Genomic DNA, 23,047 nt, shown 5'->3' on the forward strand with positions numbered 1-23,047 from the left:
ATTGATTCTGCTTGAAGGGCGAACTTGTTATTTACGTGTTTTGACAGAAGAAGACGCCGTCATTTTTACTGAACTTCTTATAGCGAATAAAGAGTATTGGACGGTTTTCGAGCCGCGACATGATCCGGGCTACTATACGGTTTCTGTCCAGCGAAATAAAATTAGGGAATCCCTCTATCAAATGAGAGACCGGCGTGAATATAACTTTGGGATATTTGACGCCGAAACAAGCAGGTTAATTGGCCATATTTCTCTTTACAGCATCAAAAGGCTTCCATTCTCAAGCGGCTTTGTCGGATATTCAATCGATGAACGGGAAACGGGTAGGGGCCTTGCAACGGAAGCGGTTCAAATTGTGACAAGATTCGCGTTCGAAACCGTTTCATTGCATCGGGTTGAAGCTTTCGTTTCCCCGAACAATATCGGCTCTGTCAAAGTCCTTGAAAATGCAGGTTATGTCCGCGAAGGCTTGCTTAGAAAGCTATTGTACATTAATGGGTCCTGGGAGGATCACTTTATGTACGCAAGCCTGGCCGATGATTATTGAAAGGGTAAGGCCGCCTGGCGGAAACTATTAGCTAAAATGAAAAGCCGATTCTTCTAGGGGTGAAGAATCGGCTTTTGTCTATAAATAGGAAAGACCTGTCGCCACTTGGCAGCTAACGTCCTTCGTATTTGTCTATCCATAGGAAATATTTAGATTCCCCGGGAAATATGGAATGTCATTTTCCGACAAGATACTCATATCCATTGGTAATAATATCTAATTGACCAGTGTGTGGATGGGCTACGAGACCATGTACAGGTACTTTTCGGTCCATGAGCGGGTGATTACGTACTTGATCAACACTACTCTTCACGCTTTGCGTGACATCATTAAAGCCACGCAACCAATCCTTCATATCAATTCCGGAGTACTTTAACGTGGTGAAAAGATTATTATCAATTCCACGTCCTACCATACTTTCAATAATACTATCTGTATCGATTGAACTCATACCGCAGTCATGGTGTCCAATAATGTAAACTTCATCAGCCTTTAATTCATAGATGGCAATTAAGATGCTTCTCATTACACTACCGAATGGGTGGGTAACAATGGCACCTGCACTTTTAATGATTTTGGCATCGCCGTTTTTTAAGTTCATTGCCTTTGGAAGTAGCTCTGTCAGCCTTGTATCCATACAAGTCAGCACAACGATTCGCTTATCGGGAAATTTCGTTGTTTCATATTCTTTAAATTCTTCATTTTGGACAAATTCTTTATTGAAATCAATGATTTCAGATAAAATCGTCATAAATACACCTCCAAATAGTAGCCTTTAACATAGTTTACATAAAAAAAAAGGACTGCCAAGCGGCAACCCTTTTCATAGATTATTTTACTTCCGGTTTAGGATCGATTGTTACTGCATCGGAAGAATTAAGAGCTTTACTCAAATAGTGCATTGTAAAATAAGCTGAAATACCAAGGATAACAGCGTAACCGATAACTGTAGTGTACATTAAGCCCATAGTGAGACCCCTCTCTACAACGATTGTTTAATATACACCCATTATACTATAAATCAGAAATAATTAAAGAGTAGATTGAAATGTTTTTAGTAATTGTGACGGATATTAGAATGCCCAATTTCCATTACGGAATACAGGTTCAACAGTTCCATCTGGTAAAACACCATCAATATCCATTTCAGCAGAACCAATCATGAAATCGACATGTGTAATACTTTGGTTTAGACCATGTTTCTCCAAGTCTTCTGTAGACATTGTTTTTCCGCCTTCTAAACAGAATGAATATGCACTTCCGATGGCAAGGTGATTGGATGCATTTTCATCGAACAATGTATTGTAGAAAAGCAATCCGGACTCGGAAATTGGGGAAGCATGTGGAACAAGGGCCACTTCACCAAGATGCTTAGCACCTTCATCTGTATCGATTAGACGTTGAAGAACCTCTTCGCCTTGTCCAGCACTGATTTCCGTAATTCGACCATCTTCGAAAGTCACTGTGAAATCATCGATAATATTTCCGCCGTAGCTAAGTGGCTTCGTGTTCTTAACATAGCCATTCACTCCGTCCTTATGTGGAACCGTGAATACTTCTTCAGTCGGCATATTTGCCATGAATGCATTAGTCTACGTTGACACTACCTCCACCGCACCAAATATGGCCTTTTGGCAAATCGATTGTCAGATTAGTACCTGGAGCTCTGTATTGCAAAGTTGCGTACGCTTTTTTATTCAAGTAATCGGCTTTTTCATTTAATGTTTTGTCAAGCTCTTTCCATGCTGCAACTGGATCTGCCACATCCGCTCGCACCGCACTGAAGATGGCTTCCCATAATGCAGGGACTTGTTCTGTTTCCTCAAGTTCAGGGAACATTTTCGCAGCCCATGCTTTTGAAGGTGCTGCAACGACAGACCAGCTGAATCGGTCGGCTTGCAACATTTTTCGGTAATTGCTAAGTGCTTTGCCTGCCGCTTTTTGAGCATTGGCAATGCGTGAAGGTTCAATACCCTTCAGTAAATCCGGACTTTGGGATACGACACTGACAAATGCAGCTCCACCTTCAGCCAACTTTTCACGTTCCATCACTTTCCACTCAGGGAAATCAGAGAAGGATTCTGCAGGTGCCTTTTCATAGCGTAGTTTTACTAACTCCTCATCCGCCCAATCTACGATAACTTGACGTGCCCCTAAAGAGTACGCTTTGTCAGCAACTTTCCTTACAAGTTCCACTGTTTCAATGGATGCACTGATGAAAAGTGTTTGATCCTTTTGGATATTCGCTCCTACCTCTGCAATTAAACTTGCATAATTCTCCAATTTTTGCTCGAATGACAACAAATAAAAAACCTCCTTCATCTTTATGTATTAATAGTACTCCAGTGTAATAAAACAGGCAAAGGATAATTAAACAATGACTTTGTCTATCTTTGTTTAAATTCTTTTTATTATTAATGGGATTTATCATTAAAGAACTAAAGAATTGTATGATTATGTCGAAATAAGAAGAAGAAGAGAAGACGGGGGTACTATTATGGATTTATCAACCATTGTTGGACTTATTCTTGGCATAGTCGCATTATTTGTTGGTATGGCGATGAAAGGCGTAACACCAGATAATTTACTTAATCCAGCTGCGATTCTTATTATCATTGCAGGTACAATTGCTGCTGTTGTCATTGCATTTCCAATGAAGGAAATTAAACGTGTACCAAAGTTATTCGGCATTCTATTTAAAGAACAGAATTTGAATTCCGATTCGGATTTGATAAGGATGTTTTCCAAATGGGCCGATATTGCAAGACGTGAAGGCTTATTATCATTGGAAGCACAAACTGATGAAATTGCAGACCCTTTTTTGAAAAATGGACTTGACCTAGCCATAGACGGTCAAAACGCTGATTATATACGTGACGTCCTTACCGAAGAAGTGGAGGCAATGGAAGAAAGGCACTCGGCTGGTGCCCTTATTTTCAGTCAAGCGGGTACATATGCCCCTACATTGGGTGTTTTAGGGGCAGTTGTGGGTTTAATTGCTGCACTAAAGGATATGAACGATATTGAAGCACTCGGATATGCCATTTCGGCAGCATTTGTCGCGACATTGTTGGGATTTTCACCGGATATGTTCTTTGGCATCCGTTTGCAAATAAATTAAAACGAAAATCAAAGGAAGAGGTCCGACAGAAGATGATGATGATTGAGGGAATCCTTTCTGTTCTTGAAGGTGAAGCACCTCGGACTATCGAGCAAAAACTGGTTTCCTATCTTTCAATGGAAGAACGTCGTAAGTTCTTTAAAGAAAATAATAGCGACAAGGGGGAGGGCGAGCTTGTCGAGGAAGCGTAAGAAAAAACGAGACGACGGTCATGTTGATGAATCTTGGCTTTTGCCGTACTCGGATTTACTCACTCTACTTTTAGCATTATTTATCGTTTTATTTGCATCAAGTTCGGTCGATGAAAGAAAGTTAAGTCGGATGTCGTCTGTTTTCAGTGAGATATTCGATGGGGGACAGGCGCTATGCAAAATACATCCCCAACACCGGTTCCTTCTTATAACACAAAAGGGATACAAGGAAATGCCAACCCAGCCTACTTGGAGGATCAGCAAACACTTGAGGAAATCAGGTCATCATTAGATGACTATATAGCAGTAAATGAACTGGAAAACCAATTTCAAACCAAGTTAACTGAAGAAGGCCTTTTAGTTACGATACGTGATAGCATTCTCTTTGAATCAGGGAAAGCGACGATCAAAGCGGAGTACACTAATTTAGCGAAGGATATTGGCAATCTCCTCAAATTTGAAAAACCAAGGCAAATTGTCGTTACGGGGCATACGGATAATGTTCCGATTAATAATGCTGAATTTCCATCGAACTGGGAACTCAGTATGATGCGTGCTCTCAATTTTTTAAAGGTGTTAATCGATACGAATAATCTTGACCCGCAACTTTTCAGTGTAAAAGGCTATGGTGAAAACAAGCCAGTTGCATCAAACGATACAGCAGAGGGAAGAAGTAAGAACCGTCGTGTAGAAGTGCTTATTCAACCCCTTGTCCTTGAAGACGGGACATCTGTTGAATAAGATAAATAAAAAGCCGATGCTTTAGGGGATACCCTGTTGCATCGGCTTTTCTTGTGTATAGCTGAGGCCACTTAGGCAAGCGCCCTCCGCTTTTCGTTATTTCCTTAGTGTCCAGCTGCGGGCGGCAGCCTCTCGGGTCGCTTCGGTCTTGAAGAAAAGGCAAAGACCGCCTTTTTTTCAAGGCCTCCATCGCCTGTCGAGGCTAAACGCCGCCCTACGCTTTTCTAAGTGAACCAAGTTCAGCGGCAATGGCTTGCATTTCGTTAGGAGTGATCTTATCCCTTTTCATGACCATCTCATACATGTAAACCAAGTCTTCATAACGTTCTGTATCGAAGTTATCCGCCTTCATAGCATCTACGTTTACCATCCGCAGTTTCTCTTTGATCTTATCAATCATATACGAAACATTTTCGGCTGTTGGTTGAGTTAAATCCATTGATTTCGTCCGCCCTTCGCTATCATCGGACTTATCATTGCATTATTTAGCTGTAGTGTCAACCGCTTTTCCAAGCTTTTCAGCTTCCTTCTCTTCGTCCATCTTCGCTTTGAATCGTTTAGTTTCCAATATGATGACACCAGACAATCCAAGAAGGCCAATCAAGTTAGGAATAGCCATCAAGCCGTTCAAGACGTCTGCAAGAGCCCAGACTACGTTTAAAGGTACTAAAGAACCTACAATAATGAATGCAACAAATGCAATACGGTATCCTAAGACTGCTCCATTTTTAGGGAAGAGGTATTGGAAACATTTTTCACCATAATAACCCCATCCAAGGATGGTGGATGAAGCGAAGAAAATGATACCAATTGCAACGATGATCGGCCCAGCTCCACCTAAGAATTCCCCGAAAGCTTGCGCAGTCAAAGAACCAGCTTCAATTGATTTATCTTTCCATTGGCCAGACATGACAATTGTGATTCCCGTAATAGAACAGATGACAAGTGTGTCAAAGAAAACTTGCGTCATGGAAATGAGTGCCTGACGACCAGGCATGTCTGTTCTTGCTGCCGCAGCCGCGATTGGAGCTGACCCAAGTCCAGCTTCGTTTGAGAAGAGACCCGGGCAACACCGAAACGGATAGCCGCCCCGATTGCTCCACCTGCTGCAGCTTCCCCTGTAAATGCGAATTTGAAAATCGTTGCAAAAGCTTCAGGTACTAAATGGATATTCATCACCATAACGATTGCACCTGCAATGAAGTAGAAGAGTGCCATGATCGGTACGAAGAATGCAGTAACTCGTCCGATCGATTTGATGCCTCCAAGGATTACAAGTCCACCAAAAATTAGAAGTGCAAGCCCTGAAACCCAATGAGGGACGTTGAATGTGCTATTCATGACGTCCGCAACGGCCTTCGACTGTGTACCGTTCCCGATACCGAATGCAGCGAGGGCACCAAATATAGCGAATGCAACACCAAGCCATTTTTGTTTCAAGCCATGTTCCAAATAATACATTGGTCCACCGGCCATTTCGCCCTTGGAATCCTTTACACGGTATTTTACTGCAAGGATGGCTTCCCCATATTTTGTAGCCATCCCGAAAAATCCAGCGAGCCACATCCAGAAGACTGCTCCTGGTCCACCCATGTATACAGCAGTGGCGACACCGACGATGTTTCCGACACCGACGGTAGCCGCCATCGCGGTCATCAATGCTTGGAACTGCGAAATATCCCCATCCGCTTTTTTATCATGTTTACGAGAAAAAACTTGTTTTAATGAATAAGGTAATAACCGTATTTGTAAGAATCCGAGTCGAACTGTCAAATAGATACCCGTTCCCACTAACAGAATAAGAAGAGGTGGTCCCCAAACATATCCACCTACCGTGTCTAAAAAGCCAGTAATTGCATCCATCCTACTACCCCCTAAATTTGTTCTTTGTCCCAATCTCCCTTTCCCTATTCCTGCTTACATAATCCCGCCTTTCTACCTAATAGGTTAGACTATTGAGAATCAATAGTGTTATTGTTAATATTCCGAAACTTTCACACTTTAGTCAAGACCTAATTTTCATTTTCAGCAATATTGTTTGTTTTATTTTTTAGAGGGGTATAATAATATAAGCAAATTAGAAAGTTATGGAGGGTTTTTCTGTGGGAAATAGCAAATTTGGTAAATTTATTATTTTAGGGGCAATCTTAGGTGGGGCTATAAGTTTGTGCGACAAAAGCACTCGCCGCCAATTAAAGGGAAATACAGAAAAGATGGCTTCCCAGGTAAAGTATTATTCAAAAAATCCGGATGTGTTAAAAGAGAAGCTTCAGCAACAAAAAGATAAATACATGTCGATTTATGAGCAAATCTCGGGTGATGCAACATATATTAAAAACCAGGTGGCCGAATTGAAAGCACTGACTCCTCAAGTAAAAGAGTTAGTTGTTGATACAAAAGAGGCATTTGTTGAGTCGAAAGAGGAATACAAAGAAATTGTTAACGAACAAAAAGAGGGCATGGAAACAAAAAAGATATAAGTACCGAAAGGAGTGAGTCTAATGTGAGCAACAAGGACCAGTTTACTCCGAAAACGATGCAGTCACAAATGGGAAATGACGAGAAAGAAACGAAAACGACTGACGGGAAAATGGGCGGTTTTATAAAGAATTCATCCATCATGAGATTCATTGATGATGTGAATAACGGCGACCTTGAGAAGTTTGATGTTACAACGACAACAGGATTTTGGAAAGAGCTGCTTGTCAGGATAAAGAAAGTGGATATTACCGGTTTAGGATCACAACTGGCCTTCTTTTTCCTATTATCAATGTTTCCTCTATTAATCTTTATGATAACGCTTTTACCGTTTTTAAATATAGACGAAAATCAAGTGTTCCTATTCATACGGGATTATGCACCCGAAAGTGTTTTTAGACTTATCCAAGATACTCTTCAGGAGATACTAGCAAATCGGAATGGGGGACTGTTGTCCATTGGTGCCGTGGCGACAATTTGGTCTGCCTCTAAAGGTATGAATGCACTGACAAAGGCGCTGAACCATTCCTATTTTGTTGAAGAGTCACGTTCGTTCATCATTGCAAGGTCAATGTCCGTCGTTTTCACGATAGCCTTGATAGGCGTCCTAGTTATTGCTCTACTTTTACCTATTTTCGGTGAGCAAATTGGATATTTGGCTTTCTCTTACTTTGGTATGGAAGAAGGATTTATGAAATTATGGGGAAACTTACGCTGGAGCATTCCCCCAGTTCTTATCTTTCTTGTTTTTACAGTCCTTTACTGGGCTGTTCCTAATTTAAAGATCCGGTTGAAAAGTGCAATTCCAGGTGCGATTTTTGCCACTGCGGGCTGGATTCTTACATCATTAGCTTTCTCGTATTATGTTGGCAGTTTTGCAAATTTTTCCAAAATGTATGGTAGTATCGGAGCCATTATTGTGCTTATGCTTTGGCTTTACTTTTCCGCAATCATACTAATGCTTGGCGGTCAGCTGAATGCTGTTATGACGGAACGACAACAATTGAAATCTGCAAAAGAAAAAAGCAATGCCGTAGGGTAAACCGGCATTGCTTTTTTTGCACGAAAATAATTTATTGATTAATTATAGTGATATAAACTGTTGCTTTGCATTGCAGGCGGACGCTTTCCGCGGGCACGGCTTCAGCCTCCTCACTACGCTTCGCTTCGTTGCGGGGTCTTCAGCTCATGCTATTCCCGCAGGAAAAACTGTTACGAAGAACAGCTTTTGCGAACAAAAGCGAAGCGTTGAGAGCACATCTTTGCACGTCGCCGCCTTACACTCCAAGCAACGGAAATCCCTAATCCAAGTCCATTTTTACTAAATCACCCGTTCGTTGAAGAAGAAAAGTGACGGTTTATTCAACAATCTCTCCCGATTATTGAACAGACATTAATGAAATCTAAACCAAGCAAACCATTGCCCCTGTTTGTTTTTTGTAACAAAAATTTGCCTATGTGATGCATCATATGCTGGTAAATATTGTGGAAATAATACTTCTACAAACCAAGAATTATTAGCTAATTCTTCTCCGCAATAATTTTTAGCCATTTCATAATAAGCTTCTGGATGCGGTGACTTTGGAAGATGTGCTATGGTTTCCACTTTCCAACCTTTGTAATTTGAATCTTTATAAACCTCAGGAATAATCGTATTCAATGCATTTATAAGGCCTTCATCTGAACTCACAGGCCCGAAATTTTGCGTGTTAGGACATTTCCCATTGTTAATTAAAAATGGTACTCCTTCTTCTGTTTTAGCAAATAACATTTGGGGATATATCAAAATTCCTAATATACAAATGTAAATAATAACTCGTAAATGATTCATCGTATTACCTCCTGTGCTGTTATCATTCATAGGGCCACGTGTATATTATTTACCTCTTTTAAAATGTATAACTGGAATCTGAAAAAACTTGTTATCTACATGACATTCATTCTATTAGGTTATTTATGTTAAAGTAAGAACTATATTGTGAAGGTTGACACTTAAACTAACGGGTGCAGGTTAGTCGAAGAGAGATGTTTAACTTGTGTTTAATCGGGCATTATGTCGATTTACGAGTAGCATAAAAAATCCTTTTTTTGGATAGGTGTCACTATCTACTTTACCTTTTCTTTTAACATAGCCAAATTGTTTGCCATTTAGAAACCTAAGGATGCCTTAATTTCTGCAAAAAGCGCAGAAATACGGCAAATCGAACTCTTCGTGGTTCGATTGGCTCAAGCCATGCCGGCGGAAAGCGTCCGCCTGAAACGGAAATCAACGGTTTCCTCACACTCTTTCGATAAAAGTTCACACTAAAAAACGCTCAGATTAGCCTCTGAGCGTTTTTAACTTGAAATCATTTCACATTATTTAATAAACGCAATCCGTTCAATATGACAAGGATTGTGCTTCCTTCGTGACCGATGACTCCAAGGGGAAGGTCCACGACTTGCATAAAGTTTGAAATAATAAGTACTACAATGACCGCAATTGAGAAGAAGACGTTTTGCTTTACGATCCTTTGCATTTTCCTGGACACTTTGACCGCGTATGAAATACGTGTCAAATCATTTTGCATAAGTACAACGTCCGCTGTTTCTAAAGCGACATCGGTTCCTTCACCCATCGCAATTCCGGATGTGGCTGTCGCAAGTGCAGGGGCATCGTTAATGCCGTCCCCGACCATACCTACTTCTCCATATTCCGTTTTGAGCCTCTTTAATTCCTCAACCTTCTTTTCCGGAAGACATTCAGCCACGAACTTATCGAGTCCAGCCTCTTTCGCAATGGCTTTGGCCGTCTTGTCATTGTCACCTGTTAGCATGATGGACTGGATTCCTAAATTCTTCAAATCCTTTATCGCCTGAACAGCTTCTGGGCGTAACGTATCTTTTAATGCGATAGCTGCAAGTATACCGTTTGAATCTTTCATGAAAACTACAGTTTTTCCTTCATCGGAAAGCTTTTGAACAATCCCTTCATGGAAGTCGTCAATCAATTCTTTACCGACAAATCGTGGATTGCCGACTAATACTTCACCAGTATCAGTAAATGCCCGAATACCGTATCCTGGCACATCCTCAATTTGCGGATTATCACGATTTACAATTCCATGTTCCTCAGCATGTTTTACAATCGCAATTGCGAGTGGATGGTTCGATTGAGATTCTATACTTCCTAGTAAGGCAAGTGAACTGTTAACATCCTCGCCATCGCGGACTATAAAATCAGTTACAACCGGTTTCCCGGAAGTCAATGTGCCCGTCTTGTCAAAGGCAATTGCTTTTAATGATCCAAGATGCTCAAGATGGACCCCTCCTTTAAAAAGGACTCCTCGCTTTGCACCGTTCGAAACAGCTGCCAATGTCGCAGGCATAATGGATGCGACAAGTGCACAAGGGGAGGCTACAACTAACAAGACGATTGCCCGATAGAACGTCGTTGTCCAGTCCCACCCAAATAAAAAATGGGGAAGGAACATCATTACGATGACAGCGAAAATGACAATTTTAACATACGTTCCTTCAAATCTTTCGATGAATTGCTGAGAAGGTGATTTTTCGCTTTGTGCATTTTGGACGAGTGTAATAATCTTTTGGAATAAAGTCTCCGAACTCGGTTTCGTCATTTCCATTTGGATGGCGCCGCTTATATTGACAGTGCCTGCAAATAATTCATCATTCAAGCCTTTTGTTACAGGAACTGACTCACCATTGATCGCTGACATGTCGATTGCAGTCGTGCCCTGTATAATAACCCCATCGACAGGAACGCGCTCACCCGGTTTAACAAGGATCTTTGCACCGACTGAAAGGGAAGATGTGGCTACACTTACTGTAGATCCATCTTCGTTGATAAGCCATGCGACTTCAGGTTGCAATTCCATAAGTGCGGAGATTTCCTTATGACTTTTATTTAAAGTGTACGTTTCAAGTGCTCCACTAATTGCAAAGATGAATATTAGAATTGCACCTTCTGCCCAGTAGCCAATAACAGCTGAACCAATTGCAGCAAATACCATTAGCATCTCGACATTTAGCTGCCGATCAGCAATTGTATCCTCGATTCCTTCCTTCGCCTTTGCAAAGCCGCCAATTAGAAAAGCGATAATGTAGAGGGCTATGGAAACCGATTGCGATCCGTCTTTTCCAATTAGCCAAGCCGCCAAAATCAAAATCCCTGAAAGAATCGCCGCAAAAAGCTCGATATGTGTTAACCACTTCATCGGTTCTTGTTGAATCTCTTTCGTTTCTGTTGTCATTTAAGTCCCTCCTAATTGAGAATGAATATCATCTTCAATTCGTGTTGTCTATCATGAAGTTGATTCTATGGCTGTTTATTGAAATCTCGATAGTCATTCCGATGTGATAATTATTCTAATTAATAGTATATCATGTTGTTGGGAAAAGTGACACTCGAAGTTTGTCGAAAGATAAATAAAAAAATAGAGGAGAGAATTTAGGGATTCTCTCACTCTACTTTTAATGGTTTTAGTTGAATACTTTTTCTTTGAATTGGGCTAATTTTTCAAGGGATGATTTGTCTACATCTGCATGTAGGCTGTTTCCGTGTGAATCCATTGTAACGACAGCAGTGAAGCCCTCGACTCTTAAATGCCACATCGCTTCGGGAATACCGAATTGTAGAAGGTCAACACCTTCTACAGCTTTAATACAATCTGCGTAATATTGAGCGGCTCCACCTATTGCATTCAAATAGACTCCACCATGCTCTTCAAGGGCAGCAAGGGTTTTTGGTCCCATTCCACCTTTTCCGATGACAGCCCGGATGCCGAATTTCTTCATAATATCGCCTTGATACGGTTCTTCTCGAATGGAAGTCGTAGGGCCCGCAGCTTTGATCTCGTAACCGCCATCTTCGTTTTTCAGAACGACAGGACCGCAATGATAGATGATTTGACCGTTCAAGTCGACAGGTGAATCGTTTTCAGATAGATGCTTATGGATTGCATCACGACCTGTATACATCCGGCCGCTAATCTTAACAACATCTCCCACTCGTAAATCGCGGATCTGTTCTTCTGTAATTGGGGCAGTCAATTCAACAGTTCGTGATGACTGTTTTACTTCTTCCTGTTGATCGTCTTGATCGAACTTAAGCTTTTCGCCATTGTCATAATGCCATTTTGTTACTTCGCCTGTTTCAGGATTAATGTCTACTGCCATACGGCGGTATGCCCAGCAATTATATGCTACAGATACGTAAAAGCTTGCTGGAATTCTGTGCATAACTCCAACTTTACAACCTAATAACGTTGCTTCTCCACCGAAGCCCATTGTACCAATGCCTAATTTATTTGCCGATTCTAAAATATAAGCTTCCAGTTTTGCAAGATCAGAATTTGGATTTACATCTTCCACATCACGGAAAAGCTGTTCTTTCGCAAGATCATAACCTGAGGCACGATCGCCACCGATTCCGACACCGATGAAACCTGCTGAACAACCTTGTCCTTGAGCTTGATAGACGGAGTGGAGGATACATTTTCGGATACCATCTAAATCGCGTCCCGCTCTTCCAAGACCTTCGAGTTCAGTTGGTAGACTGTATTGGATGTTTTTATTCTCGCAGCCGCCACCCTTTAGGATGAGCCTTACTTCGATATGATCGTTTTCCCATTGGTCGAATTTAATGACTGGAAGACCTTCGCCAAGATTATCGCCACTGTTTTCACCTGTTAATGAGTCAACAGAGTTCGGTCTTAGTTTTCCGTCTTTTGTAGCCTGGACAAGAGCACGTTTAATAGCCGCTTTAATTTCAAGCTGATTGACACCGATAGGCGTCTTAATTTTAAACGTTGGCAATCCTGTATCCTGGCAAATTGGAGATAGTTTATCGTCTGCCATATTGATGTTCTTCGCAATCGTATCAAGACTCATTGCCGCGCGAGTTCCAGCGTCTTCCTTTTCGCGCGCTGCTTTGACAGCACGACGGACGTCTTTTGGTAGGTTCGTCGATGTTTCACATACGAGGTCATACATACTTTTCTCAAGTGTTTCAATCATGCTTTTCTCAACTTGTTCTATGTACATTTTCATTTCCCCCTAAGGAATCATTGATCTTTTTTTATTTTATTCATTTGTTCTTCCAACTCATCGATTAAACGAATCAGTTGATCGATTTCATCGATATCTGTTGTTTCCGGCTCGATTGACTCAAGTTTTTCCAGAAATTGATGTAGGCGATTTTTTAATTCATCAACTTGTCCACTTTGTCGTTTTTCCAAGAAGTACACCTCTTTTCATCAGTATCATCGTATATGATTAATGGCGATTTTTCAATGTTAGAGTGACTAAATTGAATCGATGGAATATTCACCTAAACAAAACATTTGCAATAGGCGGATATCGTGGTATACTATATATAACCAATAAGAAAAGGAGGCCGTAGAGTAGAGACGAATCGAATCCTAATTAAAGGAGGGGATCCGTGAACGTTTAACGGCTAACCCGTTCGACGCCTACGATTTATATGCAAAATGATAGTGAAGGTTCTATTCATACGTAAAAGCCCAGCCGAAATCTGAACTGTAAAATCAGATATGGACTGGGCTTTTATTAGTTTATAAACTCAAATGTGCTTACTACTTCAATGGAGTCTTTGACCGACTGGAACATTGAGCAGTTCTTCTCGGTTACTTCCATAATCTTCTCCATCTTATCATCTTCGATTTTCGTACCGTCAATGATGAAATGCAAGTGGATCTTTTCAACTCTGTTTGCAACTGCCTCATTACGCTTAACTTCCTTAACCTCAATCGCAATATGATTTGCAGGGATGCGCTTCCTTTCGAGAATCTTGCGCAACACACCTCCACTGCATACCGCAATAGAAGAGACAAGCAATTGATACGGTCTGAATCCGAACTCATCATTCGCAGAAATCTGCAGTTTTCCATATGATGTCTCCGTTTCAAAGCCATTTTCAGTCATTTCGAATTTCATTAATATCAAACCTCCTTATGCTAAGATTATAGATGATTCATGAGATTTTAAGGAGCGTATTACAAATGAATATTTTAAATAGACCTGAACAACGAAGGTTTTGGATATTGGTGATCATCGTTTCGATATCAGGGTTTTCACAAGGCATGCTCTTGCCACTTATATCAGCCATCTTTGAGCGTGATGGGTTATCAAGTGCTCTGAACGGGCTGAATGCAACAGGGTTGTACATAGGTACGCTTCTGATTTCACCATTTATGGAAGCGCCGCTACGGAAATATGGATATAAACCTGTCATTATTTTAGGTGGGATACTCGTCTTTTCGTCTTTGCTTCTTTTCCCGCTGTGGAAGAATGTTTTCTTTTGGTTCATATTAAGGTTGTTGATTGGTATTGGGGACCATGCTATCCATTTTTCGACACAAACTTGGATAACGAGTACTTCCACGCAAGCGAGGTTAGGTAGGAATATTGCGATCTATGGTGTTTCGTTTAGTGTTGGATTTGCAGCAGGTCCTTTATTTGCCCCACTTGTTACTATTTTTGAGGGCTTGCCTTTCATCGTTTCAGGGCTGCTATGCATGACTGCCTGGCTGTTGGTATTCTTATTAAAAAATGATCGACCTGAATTGTTAAAGGGAAATGTCGGAACCGAAAGTTTTATGAAACGTGCAAAGATCACGATTGGTGTTGCGTGGATTGCATTTTTGGGTCCATTCGGATACGGATTCCTGGAATCTTCCTTAAATGCGATGTATCCAGTATACGCTTTACGAAATGGAATGGAACTCACTTCGGTCTCTATAATCCTTGCGACATTTTCAATCGGTGGCATTGTGTCACAAATACCACTAGGGATGTTGTCTGATCGAATCGGTAGGCATTCCGTTGTCCTCATTGCATATGGAGGCGGGGCAGTCGCATTTTGGTCGGCAAGTATGATGGGTAATTCAGTTCCATTGATAATCCTGACAATCTTCATCGCAGGACTATTCGTTGGTTCAATTTTTTCCCTTGGCATCTCGTATATGTCGGATTTGACCCAGAAAGATCTTTTGCCGACGGGGAATCTGTTATGTGGAATTTTCTTTAGCATCGGTAGCTTGACTGGGCCTTTTGCGGGTGGACTATTCCTTGAGTTTGTACAGAATGTCAGCTATCTGTTGATCATCTCGGTGTTATTCGGTCTTATATTCCTTGTTTCTTTGTTCGGTAAACCGAAGAGAAGCATCCCATCTTAAGGGATGCTTCTCTAATCATCTTAGGATTGCATCGACATTTTCATATTCAAGAACAAGATCGTCGAGTGTCCGGAATTCATAGCCTTGCTTTTTGGCATCTCGTATGAAGTCCGGGAGTGCCTCGGCGTTATCAGGAGACACAGTATGCATCAGGATAACAGCACCCGGGTGAAGCTGATTCATCAACTCTTTATAAGCATAAGCCTTTCCGCGTGGTTTATTGGCATGCCAATCTATGAATGCGACGGACCAAAATATATGACGATACCCTAATTCATTTCCCTTTCTTAAAACAGTATCATTGAAAATCCCTTCGGGTGGCCTTGCGTAAACGGTCCGTTTTACACCTGTCGTTTTATAGAGTAGTTCATCAAATTTCTTCCATTCCTCTTCCATTCTTTCTTCAGTAAGGTTGGCCATATTTGGATGGTCAAATGAGTGGTTGCCGATTCCATGTCCATCTTTCACCATACGATGGACAAGTGGGGCGGCACTTTTTAAATAGTGACCGGTCAGGAAAAAGGTAGCTGGTACATTTTCTTTTTTTAGTGTGTCTAATATATTTTCTGTGTAGCCGTTCTCGTAACCGTTATCAAATGATAAATAGGCAACTTTTTCATCCGGCTTTCCTTTATAGATAGCCCCGTGTTTTTCAAGCATTTCATTAAGAGCTGCCCCAGCATCAGGCGGAATTCCGTTTACCGATTTCTTGAAACCCCAATGGAATTCCTCAGCTTTTGCTGCAAATGGATTAAATAGTATCCCGACGACAATGATGAATGCGGCCATTAGAATACCAGGACCATGTTCTTCAACCATACTCACATCTCCTTTTTTCGTAGGTTGTGCGTAGTCCTCGGTTTTATCAGAACATGTATACTAATATAAAAGCGGGGAGGTTGAGCGTTCTTGCCTGTATTGACGAAAATAACACAACAAAAGCGTGATACCGAGCGTTATAATATATTCATAGATGATAAATATGCATTTAGCGTTCACGAATCGGTCTTAGTAAAGTTCGGATTGACAAAAGGAATGCAACTTGACGATTTTGCGATGGATGAAATTGCTTATGAGGATCAGATTGAAAAGGCCTTTAATCGTGCTTTACACTTCTTGTCGTTTAGAATGCGAAGCGAGTTTGAAGTGAAAAAGAAATTGCTGGATCTTGAGTATGGAGAAGCGGTTATCATGGAGGCAATTGTGAAGCTGAGAAGACTTGGCTTTTTAGATGATAAAGCATTTTCCGAGTCTTTACTGCAAACTAAAAAAAATGCATCGAGCCAAGGTCCGAAAGCAATTAAACAGGAGTTGCATAAAAAGGGAGTTGGAGTGGAGCTGCAGGAACAAGTCCTTGGAAACTTCAGAAGAGGAACAATTCAAGGTAGCAAAAAAGTTGGCTGAAAAAGCAGCCTTCTCAAATAGATCTGTTGCACCATCACAATTAAAACAGAAGATCCAGAATGCGCTCGCTCGAAAAGGATTTTCCTTTGGTTTGATAAGCAGTGTGTTGGAAGAAATCGACTTTGGCAGGGAAGAGGATGAATGGGATTCAATTTGCAATTCCGTTGGTGAAAAGGCGTGGCGAAGGTATCATTCAAAGTATTCCGGATACGAATTAAAGAATCGTGTCAAACAATCGATGTATCAAAAAGGGATTCCGCTTGATCGGATTGAGAGATTCATCGAAAAAAAGGAGAACGAAGAAGATGGAGAACAGTAAAAAGTATAGCGAAATGAATGAGCATGAATTACGTTCAGAAATCGGAAGTCTCATGGAAAAAGCACGAAAAGCTGAACAAATGGGCATGATTAATGAGTTTGCTGTTTACCAGCGCAAAGCGTTAATGGCGAAATCCTATATGATCGATCCAAAAACGATCACCAAAGGGGAAATATATCGAATTGAAGGCGATGAAGGGGTCTTTTTCCATGTTGATTATTTAAAGGGCCGTTTTGCATGGGGATACCGATTAGGTGGAGAACGTGCAGAAGAAGCATTGCCGATTGCGATGCTGCAATCAGTGAAAAAGGGATTATAAGTAAAAGCGAAGGGGAGCGCCCTTCGCTTTTGTTAAGAATTGGGGACGAAGTTAAGTTTCTTAAGAAGCTTGTCTTCTGAAAAATCCAACCGGTGTATGAATTGATGACTTCCATTTCGTTATTGATATGGGCGACTGCGACGAACGGGTAATAGCCTTTGCTTCGGTAGCGCAGGTCTATAAGCCTTACTTCGCATAGATCCCCGACATGGGAGACGGACCATCTGTAAATTGGTGAAAATGAAACGAAAGCCTGTATATTTCGGTCTTCCATCGCTGCATCGATATAAGGAGATTTCGGCATCGCTTCACGTTCGAAACGGTCATAAATATTAACAGAACGTCCATAGGCTCGTCCTACGAAGTGACATTCCTTATTAGAAGCGGCAACTCTCCATTGGAAAAAATGCATTGTCGGTGCGATGAATATATCATCAGCATCCGGAATGGTTACTTGGACAGCACGCTTTACTGCTGACTTCAATGCGAAGCGTAGTAAATAATAGAAGAAAATCACAACATAAAGAATCACAAACGTAAGAACCGGTTCGGCACCGAACATCCAGGCGGCAAGCGCAGCGATATGCAGTGCGAATATGATCGGGTCGAACGTATTTATGACTCCGATCGCTACCCATTGATCTGAAAAAGGTCTTAATGCTTGCGTACCATATGCATTAAAAATATCAACGAACACATGGACAAACACGGCTAAAAACGTCCATGCCCATAGATGGTAGAATTCGGTTCCGGGTATAAGGAAAGACAAAATAATCGAAATGACAAGCGGCCATAACAGTACAGCAGGAATTGAATGTGTAATTCCTCGGTGATTTCGTATATAAACTGCATTATTCCTCAATTTAAGTACAGTATCTACGTCAGGAATCAAAGAGCCGGACACTACTCCAATAAAAACCGCTGTCATTGTAACTGAATCGGATGCCACGACGGGGTCTGCCAATGTTAAACCGCAAATGGCGGCACCCATAACAATATGTGTTCCTGTATCCAAATAATCACTCCCTTACGTTGCTTAGACAATGGATGTGGAATGTTTTAACTATCTTTATTCATTATATACCCTATTTTTCATTAACGAAAAGCATATGCAATATGGAGGATATCATGCAACTGTTTGAAAGAAAAGACGAATTTAGAAAAGCATTACTATCATGGTATCAAGAGAAAAGCGGGATTTGCCTTGGAGAAGGACAAGTAATCCCTATTATATATGGGTGTCAGAAGTGATGTTGCAGCAAACCCGTGTTGACACTGTCATCCCGTATTATGAACGGTTTATCAAAAAATTCCCAACACTATCTGATCTTGCTAATGCAAAGGAAGAGGATGTCCTTAAGATGTGGGAAGGTTTGGGCTATTATTCACGGGTGAAAAATTTGCAATCCGGAGTGAAAGAAGTCGTAGCTGAATATGGAAGTGAAATTCCGAGGAACCGAAAAGAGATATCCAAGTTAAAAGGTGTCGGACCTTATACTGCAGGTGCTGTTTTAAGTATTGCATTTGGAGTTCCTGAACATGCAGTAGATGGGAATGTCATGCGGGTTTTTTCACGCCTTCTTCTTATTGAGGATGATATTGCAATTCCTCGAAACAGGAAGATTTTTGAGGAAGTTGTAATGGAACTGATTGACGAAAAGGATCCGTCCTCATTTAATCAGGGTCTGATGGAATTAGGAGCGACAATTTGTACGCCGCGACCAAGATGCCTTCTTTGTCCAGTTCGGGATTTTTGCCAAGCATTTCACGAAGGAAGACAGGAAAGTCTTCCTGTGAAAAGTAAAAAGACGAAAACAAAAACGATACCGCTTTTTGCTTTTGCTATTCGAAATCCTGAAGGAAAATGGTTGATGAAGCAACGGCCATCTACAGGCTTATTGGCGGATATGTGGGAGTTTCCTATGGCGGAAAATACAGGCGTGGCATCTCCGGAAGAATTTCTGAAGATGAATTTAGGGATGAAATTCGAAGGCTTTGAATCTTTAATCCAATACAAACATGTTTTTTCCCATCTCGTTTGGGAAGTGGAAAGTTATTTGGCGACAGCGAACGACAATGCTTTATCTGGATACCGCTTCTTTTCGACAGATGAAGTGGAAGCATTGCCAAAAGCGGTCCCGGTTTTAAAAATCTGGGAGGAGTTAAAGAAAAAAATACCAAAGGATAAAAAAAACTGATTTGCATATCATATTGGTCACGGAGGTGAAAAATCCATGCCAAACAAAAATCAAAAAAACTTCGGTAAACAAGCGCCACAAGCTTCATTTACAAACGCAAACAAAGTGAAGCAGGAAATCATGGCTGAAGAGTTTGGAGCTGAGACTGACGTGAACGAAGTACGTAAGCAAAACCAACAGTCAGAAATGAACAAGACATCAGGTGGTGCTTTCGGTTCGGAAAATCAGTCTAAATAATGGATTTACATCTCAAAAGCCGGCAGCTTTAGCTGCCGGTTTTTAAATTGTATTCGAAATGTGATTACGTTTTAAGGTAAATCGTTTCAATTTTATCACTTCAATTGGTATAATATACGAATATTAAGTTTTGCGAATTTTAAAGGTGGTTTTACTGATGACAATACCTAAAGAAGGAGAAACGATACAAGTACACAGTTATAAACATGACGGAAACATTCACCGCGTTTGGCAGGAGACGACCGTCTTAAAAGGAACACGTAATATTGTGATTGGTGCAAATGAAAGAACGCTTGTGACGGAAGCAGACGGTCGGACATGGTTAACAAGAGAACCGTCCATCTGCTATTTCCATGCTGAACATTGGTTCAATATAATTTGCATGCTTCGTGAAGATGGGGTTTACTATTATGTCAATATGAGCTCGCCGTTCGTCTATGATCATCATTCATTGAAATACATTGATTATGATTTGGATGTAAAGGTGTTTCCTGACATGACTTATCTGATCCTTGATGAAGATGAATATGCGGAGCATAAAAAGAAGATGAATTACCCGGAAGTGATTGATCAAATTTTAAAGCGTAACCTTGATAAGCTGCTTATGTGGATAAAACAGCGCAAAGGACCATTCGCACCCGATTTTATTGAAGTTTGGACTTCGAGGTATCGGTTTTACAAACAGGTAAAAAAGAGTGAAGAATAAAAGCCTGTCTGCATTCCACAGCAGTTAGGCTTTTTATAATGCTTTTTTAGGGGAAAGATAAATTGGGGGAAAGTATTAAACGATATCTTAAGTTTGTAAAGCCATATAACTGGCTTATTCTTTTTACGGTTTTAATCGGTGTCATTAAATTTGCAATTCCTTTATTCATTCCGTATCTTATTAAAATCGTCATTGACGATATTATCGGGGCGGAATTGCTGAGCGATGCGGAAAAGACGAAACAGCTATTCATATGGCTTGGCGGAACGGCGTTGGTATTTTTTATCATTAGACCGCCTGTTGAGTATTATCGACAATATTATGCACAATATGTCAGCAACAAAATCCTGTACGATATCCGTGAAAGTCTGTATGACCACATTCAAAAGTTGGGCCTTCGTTTTTACTCCAATACGGGCGGGTGAAGTCATTTCCCGTATTATCAATGACGTTGAGCAGACGAAGAACTTTGTTATGATCGGGTTAATGAATGTTTGGTTAGACTTTGCGACAATCATCATTGCAGTAATTATTATGCTATCAATGGATGTACCGCTAACGCTTGTTACGTTATTGGCATTCCCGTTTTATGCTTATAGTGTAAAGCACTTTTTTGGAAAACTAAGGACCTTAACAAGGAAGCGGTCACAAGCCCTTGCGGATGTCCAAAGTTATTTACATGAGAGGGTTTCTGGGATTAGTGTCATTAAAAGCTTCGCATTAGAGGAAAAAGAACAGAAACGTTTTGATGAAACGAATGGCAATTTCCTTGATAAGGCACTGGATCATACAAGATGGAATGCGAAAGCGTTCGCTGTTGTAAACACGATTACAGACGTTGCTCCTTTATTGGTAATTACATATGCCGGTTATCAAGTGATTAACGATGATTTATCAGTCGGTGTAATGGTTGCTTTCATCGCCTACATCGATCGACTTTATAATCCACTTAGACGATTAGTGAATGCATCTACATCATTAACTCAATCATTCGCTTCTATGGACCGGGTTTTTGAACTGATGGAAGAGCCATATGATATTAAGAATAAAGAAGGTGCAAAAGCATTACGGCAAATCAGTGGAGAAATCCAATTTGAGAATGTCAGTTTCACGTATAGTGAGGAAGACGATCCGGTGCTTCGGGACGTTAACTTTACTATTAAACCAGGGGAGACTGTGGCACTGGTCGGAATGAGTGGCGGCGGTAAATCTACAATCGTCAGTTTAATACCACGGTTTTACGATGTGACTGAAGGATCAATTCGAATTGACGGCCAAGACCTTCGGGATGTCCAACTGAAAACGTTACGTGACCAGATCGGGATTGTCCTGCAGGATAGCATTCTTTTCAGTGATTCTGTGAAAAGCAATATTTTAATGGGAAATCCGGATGCGACTGATGAGGAAGTATTTGCTGCCGCTAAAGCGGCAAATGCCCATGATTTCATCGAATCATTGCCGGAAGGGTATGATACAACAGTCGGCGAACGAGGAGTAAAGCTGTCTGGCGGACAGAAGCAGCGGATCGCCATTGCGCGGGTATTTCTAAAAAATCCTCCTTTGCTGATTCTTGACGAAGCAACTTCCGCTTTGGATTTGGAAAGTGAAGCGTTAATTCAAGAATCCCTTGAACGACTGGCCAGTGATCGGACAACGTTAATCGTTGCCCACAGATTATCAACAATCACCCATGCGGATAAGATTTTTGTTATTGATCATGGGGAGTTAAAAGAAGTGGGGAACCACTCAGAGCTAATGGATAAAAAAGGCATCTATTACAATCTGTTTCAAGTTCAATCAATATGATATATAAAGCAAAGCTACCGATTACTTCGGTGGCTTTTTTATTTTATTAAAACCCTAGGTTGATGGTTTATTGAGCATTTTTTCGCGTGTAGATCAATACACTATCTATTAATAGAAAGTATTAAAACGAAAAGGTGATCTGATGAATAATCGTAATCGAGTTCTTACTGTGAATGACTTACAGACAACCTTTTTCACAGATTCCGGAGAGATTCCGGCTGTCGATCATATTGATTTTCATCTACATGATGGCGAGATTTTAGGCATCGTTGGAGAATCGGGATGTGGGAAAAGTGTCACCTCCCTTTCTATCATGGGGCTAATACCCAGTCCGCCCGGAAAAATTGTCGGCGGAGAGATCCTTTATGACTCTCTAAATTTAACAAGATTATCGGAAAAAGAAATGCGGAAAATTCGTGGAAATGAAATTGCGATGATCTTTCAGGAGCCGATGACTTCACTCAATCCTTTATTCACAATCGGCAATCAGATGATCGAAGCGATATTGATCCACGAAAAAGGTTGGTCGAAGAAAAAGGCGGAAGAAAGAGCAATCGAGATATTAAAGCTTGTAGGCTTGCCCGTGCAGATGGACTAATGAAAGAGTACCCCCATCAGTTATCCGGAGGAATGCGGCAAAGGGTGATGATTGCGATGGCACTCGTTTGCAATCCTAAAATACTAATAGCTGATGAGCCGACAACCGCGCTTGACGTGACAATTCAGGCGCAAATATTGAAACTGATGAAAGAATTGAATGTCCGTTTAGGGACTGCCATTTT

General features: G+C 41.0%; 19 protein-coding genes and 7 pseudogenes. 14 read left to right on the forward strand and 12 right to left on the reverse strand.

Annotated elements, in window-relative coordinates:
- Position 1 precedes the first annotated feature (1 nt).
- A complete protein-coding gene (locus tag QNH10_RS07225) occupies positions 2–547 on the forward strand; it encodes a GNAT family N-acetyltransferase (RefSeq protein ID WP_283734068.1) in 546 nt (181 codons plus the stop codon).
- A gap of 175 nt (positions 548–722) precedes the next feature.
- Here the strand turns inward: QNH10_RS07225 and QNH10_RS07230 are convergent, their stop codons facing one another.
- From QNH10_RS07230 to QNH10_RS07240, 3 genes and pseudogenes are all read right to left on the reverse strand, one after another.
- Positions 723–1,298 carry a beta-class carbonic anhydrase gene (locus QNH10_RS07230; protein ID WP_283734069.1) on the reverse strand — a complete coding sequence of 192 codons (576 nt, stop codon included), beginning with the start codon at positions 1,296–1,298 and terminating at the stop codon, positions 723–725.
- A gap of 79 nt (positions 1,299–1,377) precedes the next feature.
- Entirely contained in the window at positions 1,378–1,515 is a 138-nt protein-coding gene (locus tag QNH10_RS07235; RefSeq protein WP_283734070.1) for a hypothetical protein, read from the reverse strand.
- Between the two features lie 105 nt (positions 1,516–1,620).
- Positions 1,621–2,851 (reverse strand): annotated as a pseudogene (locus QNH10_RS07240) (aminopeptidase).
- A gap of 193 nt (positions 2,852–3,044) precedes the next feature.
- Between QNH10_RS07240 and motA the strand changes: the two are divergent.
- Together motA and motB are read left to right on the forward strand one after the other, a co-directional pair.
- Positions 3,045–3,859, forward strand: a pseudogene (motA, locus tag QNH10_RS07245) (flagellar motor stator protein MotA).
- A pseudogene (motB, locus tag QNH10_RS07250) lies at positions 3,843–4,600 on the forward strand (flagellar motor protein MotB). The pseudogenes motA and motB overlap by 17 nt, the downstream one beginning before the upstream one ends.
- Positions 4,601–4,814: 214 nt before the next feature.
- On the opposite strand, the gene QNH10_RS07255 reads toward motB, so the two are convergent.
- Both QNH10_RS07255 and QNH10_RS07260 read right to left on the reverse strand, forming a co-directional pair.
- On the reverse strand, positions 4,815–5,039 hold the full coding sequence (locus QNH10_RS07255) for a DUF1128 domain-containing protein (protein ID WP_283734071.1): 225 nt from the start codon (positions 5,037–5,039) through the stop codon (positions 4,815–4,817).
- 42 nt (positions 5,040–5,081) lie between these two features.
- Positions 5,082–6,463 (reverse strand): annotated as a pseudogene (locus tag QNH10_RS07260) (alanine/glycine:cation symporter family protein).
- 239 nt (positions 6,464–6,702) lie between these two features.
- On the opposite strand from QNH10_RS07260, the gene QNH10_RS07265 reads away from it, so the two are divergent.
- Positions 6,703–7,080, forward strand: coding sequence for a YtxH domain-containing protein (locus QNH10_RS07265; protein ID WP_283734072.1), 378 nt, complete (start codon positions 6,703–6,705; stop codon positions 7,078–7,080).
- A 23-nt stretch (positions 7,081–7,103) separates the two neighbouring features.
- Complete coding sequence (locus QNH10_RS07270) at positions 7,104–8,120, forward strand: YihY/virulence factor BrkB family protein (RefSeq protein WP_317940948.1); 1,017 nt, start codon at positions 7,104–7,106, stop codon at positions 8,118–8,120.
- Positions 8,121–8,471: 351 nt separating this feature from the next.
- Here the strand turns inward: QNH10_RS07270 and QNH10_RS07275 are convergent, their stop codons facing one another.
- From QNH10_RS07275 to QNH10_RS07295, 5 genes are all read right to left on the reverse strand, one after another.
- Positions 8,472–8,909: a hypothetical protein gene (locus QNH10_RS07275; protein WP_283734073.1), complete on the reverse strand. Its 438-nt coding sequence runs from the start codon at positions 8,907–8,909 to the stop codon at positions 8,472–8,474.
- A gap of 517 nt (positions 8,910–9,426) precedes the next feature.
- Positions 9,427–11,331, reverse strand: coding sequence for a heavy metal translocating P-type ATPase (locus tag QNH10_RS07280; RefSeq protein WP_283734074.1), 1,905 nt, complete (start codon positions 11,329–11,331; stop codon positions 9,427–9,429).
- A 229-nt stretch (positions 11,332–11,560) separates the two neighbouring features.
- The gene (locus QNH10_RS07285; protein WP_283734075.1) at positions 11,561–13,123 is read right to left on the reverse strand and encodes a fumarate hydratase; all 1,563 of its coding nucleotides are present in this window, start codon (positions 13,121–13,123) and stop codon (positions 11,561–11,563) included.
- Positions 13,124–13,143: 20 nt separating this feature from the next.
- Positions 13,144–13,317, reverse strand: a complete 174-nt coding sequence (locus tag QNH10_RS07290; RefSeq protein WP_283734076.1) for an SE1561 family protein — start codon at positions 13,315–13,317, stop codon at positions 13,144–13,146.
- 331 nt (positions 13,318–13,648) lie between these two features.
- A complete protein-coding gene (locus tag QNH10_RS07295; RefSeq protein WP_283734077.1) occupies positions 13,649–14,035 on the reverse strand; it encodes an OsmC family protein in 387 nt (128 codons plus the stop codon).
- Between the two features lie 65 nt (positions 14,036–14,100).
- On the opposite strand from QNH10_RS07295, the gene QNH10_RS07300 reads away from it, so the two are divergent.
- Positions 14,101–15,276, forward strand: coding sequence for an MFS transporter (locus tag QNH10_RS07300; protein WP_283734078.1), 1,176 nt, complete (start codon positions 14,101–14,103; stop codon positions 15,274–15,276).
- 15 nt (positions 15,277–15,291) lie between these two features.
- On the opposite strand, the gene QNH10_RS07305 is transcribed toward QNH10_RS07300, so the two are convergent.
- The gene (locus QNH10_RS07305) at positions 15,292–16,095 is read right to left on the reverse strand and encodes a polysaccharide deacetylase family protein (protein WP_283734079.1); all 804 of its coding nucleotides are present in this window, start codon (positions 16,093–16,095) and stop codon (positions 15,292–15,294) included.
- Between the two features lie 90 nt (positions 16,096–16,185).
- On the opposite strand from QNH10_RS07305, the gene QNH10_RS21085 reads away from it, so the two are divergent.
- The 3 genes from QNH10_RS21085 to QNH10_RS07315 are packed head-to-tail and all read left to right on the forward strand — an operon-like array spanning position 16,186 to position 17,318.
- Positions 16,186–16,680, forward strand: coding sequence for a RecX family transcriptional regulator (locus QNH10_RS21085; RefSeq protein ID WP_430541099.1), 495 nt, complete (start codon positions 16,186–16,188; stop codon positions 16,678–16,680).
- Positions 16,673–16,999: a regulatory protein RecX gene (locus tag QNH10_RS21090; RefSeq protein ID WP_430541100.1), complete on the forward strand. Its 327-nt coding sequence runs from the start codon at positions 16,673–16,675 to the stop codon at positions 16,997–16,999. Before QNH10_RS21085 ends, QNH10_RS21090 begins: the two co-directional genes overlap by 8 nt.
- Positions 16,986–17,318 carry a YfhH family protein gene (locus QNH10_RS07315; RefSeq protein WP_283734080.1) on the forward strand — a complete coding sequence of 111 codons (333 nt, stop codon included), beginning with the start codon at positions 16,986–16,988 and terminating at the stop codon, positions 17,316–17,318. Before QNH10_RS21090 ends, QNH10_RS07315 begins: the two co-directional genes overlap by 14 nt.
- A gap of 32 nt (positions 17,319–17,350) precedes the next feature.
- On the opposite strand, the pseudogene QNH10_RS07320 reads toward QNH10_RS07315, so the two are convergent.
- Positions 17,351–18,333 (reverse strand): annotated as a pseudogene (locus QNH10_RS07320) (metal-dependent hydrolase).
- A gap of 160 nt (positions 18,334–18,493) precedes the next feature.
- Between QNH10_RS07320 and mutY the strand changes: the two are divergent.
- From mutY to QNH10_RS07345, 5 genes and pseudogenes are all read left to right on the forward strand, one after another.
- Positions 18,494–19,516 carry an A/G-specific adenine glycosylase gene (gene mutY, locus QNH10_RS07325; protein WP_347178018.1) on the forward strand — a complete coding sequence of 341 codons (1,023 nt, stop codon included), beginning with the start codon at positions 18,494–18,496 and terminating at the stop codon, positions 19,514–19,516.
- Between the two features lie 36 nt (positions 19,517–19,552).
- On the forward strand, positions 19,553–19,753 hold the full coding sequence (locus tag QNH10_RS07330) for a gamma-type small acid-soluble spore protein (protein WP_283734081.1): 201 nt from the start codon (positions 19,553–19,555) through the stop codon (positions 19,751–19,753).
- Positions 19,754–19,910: 157 nt separating this feature from the next.
- The gene (gene ntdP, locus QNH10_RS07335; RefSeq protein ID WP_283734082.1) at positions 19,911–20,459 is read left to right on the forward strand and encodes a nucleoside tri-diphosphate phosphatase; all 549 of its coding nucleotides are present in this window, start codon (positions 19,911–19,913) and stop codon (positions 20,457–20,459) included.
- A gap of 62 nt (positions 20,460–20,521) precedes the next feature.
- Positions 20,522–22,265, forward strand: a pseudogene (locus QNH10_RS07340) (ABC transporter ATP-binding protein).
- A 142-nt stretch (positions 22,266–22,407) separates the two neighbouring features.
- Positions 22,408–23,015 (forward strand): annotated as a pseudogene (locus QNH10_RS07345) (ABC transporter ATP-binding protein); the annotation flags it as partial.
- Positions 23,016–23,047 lie beyond the last annotated feature (32 nt).

Source organism: Sporosarcina thermotolerans, assembly GCF_030067815.1.
Taxonomy (GTDB): Bacteria; Bacillota; Bacilli; order Bacillales_A; family Planococcaceae; genus Sporosarcina; species Sporosarcina thermotolerans.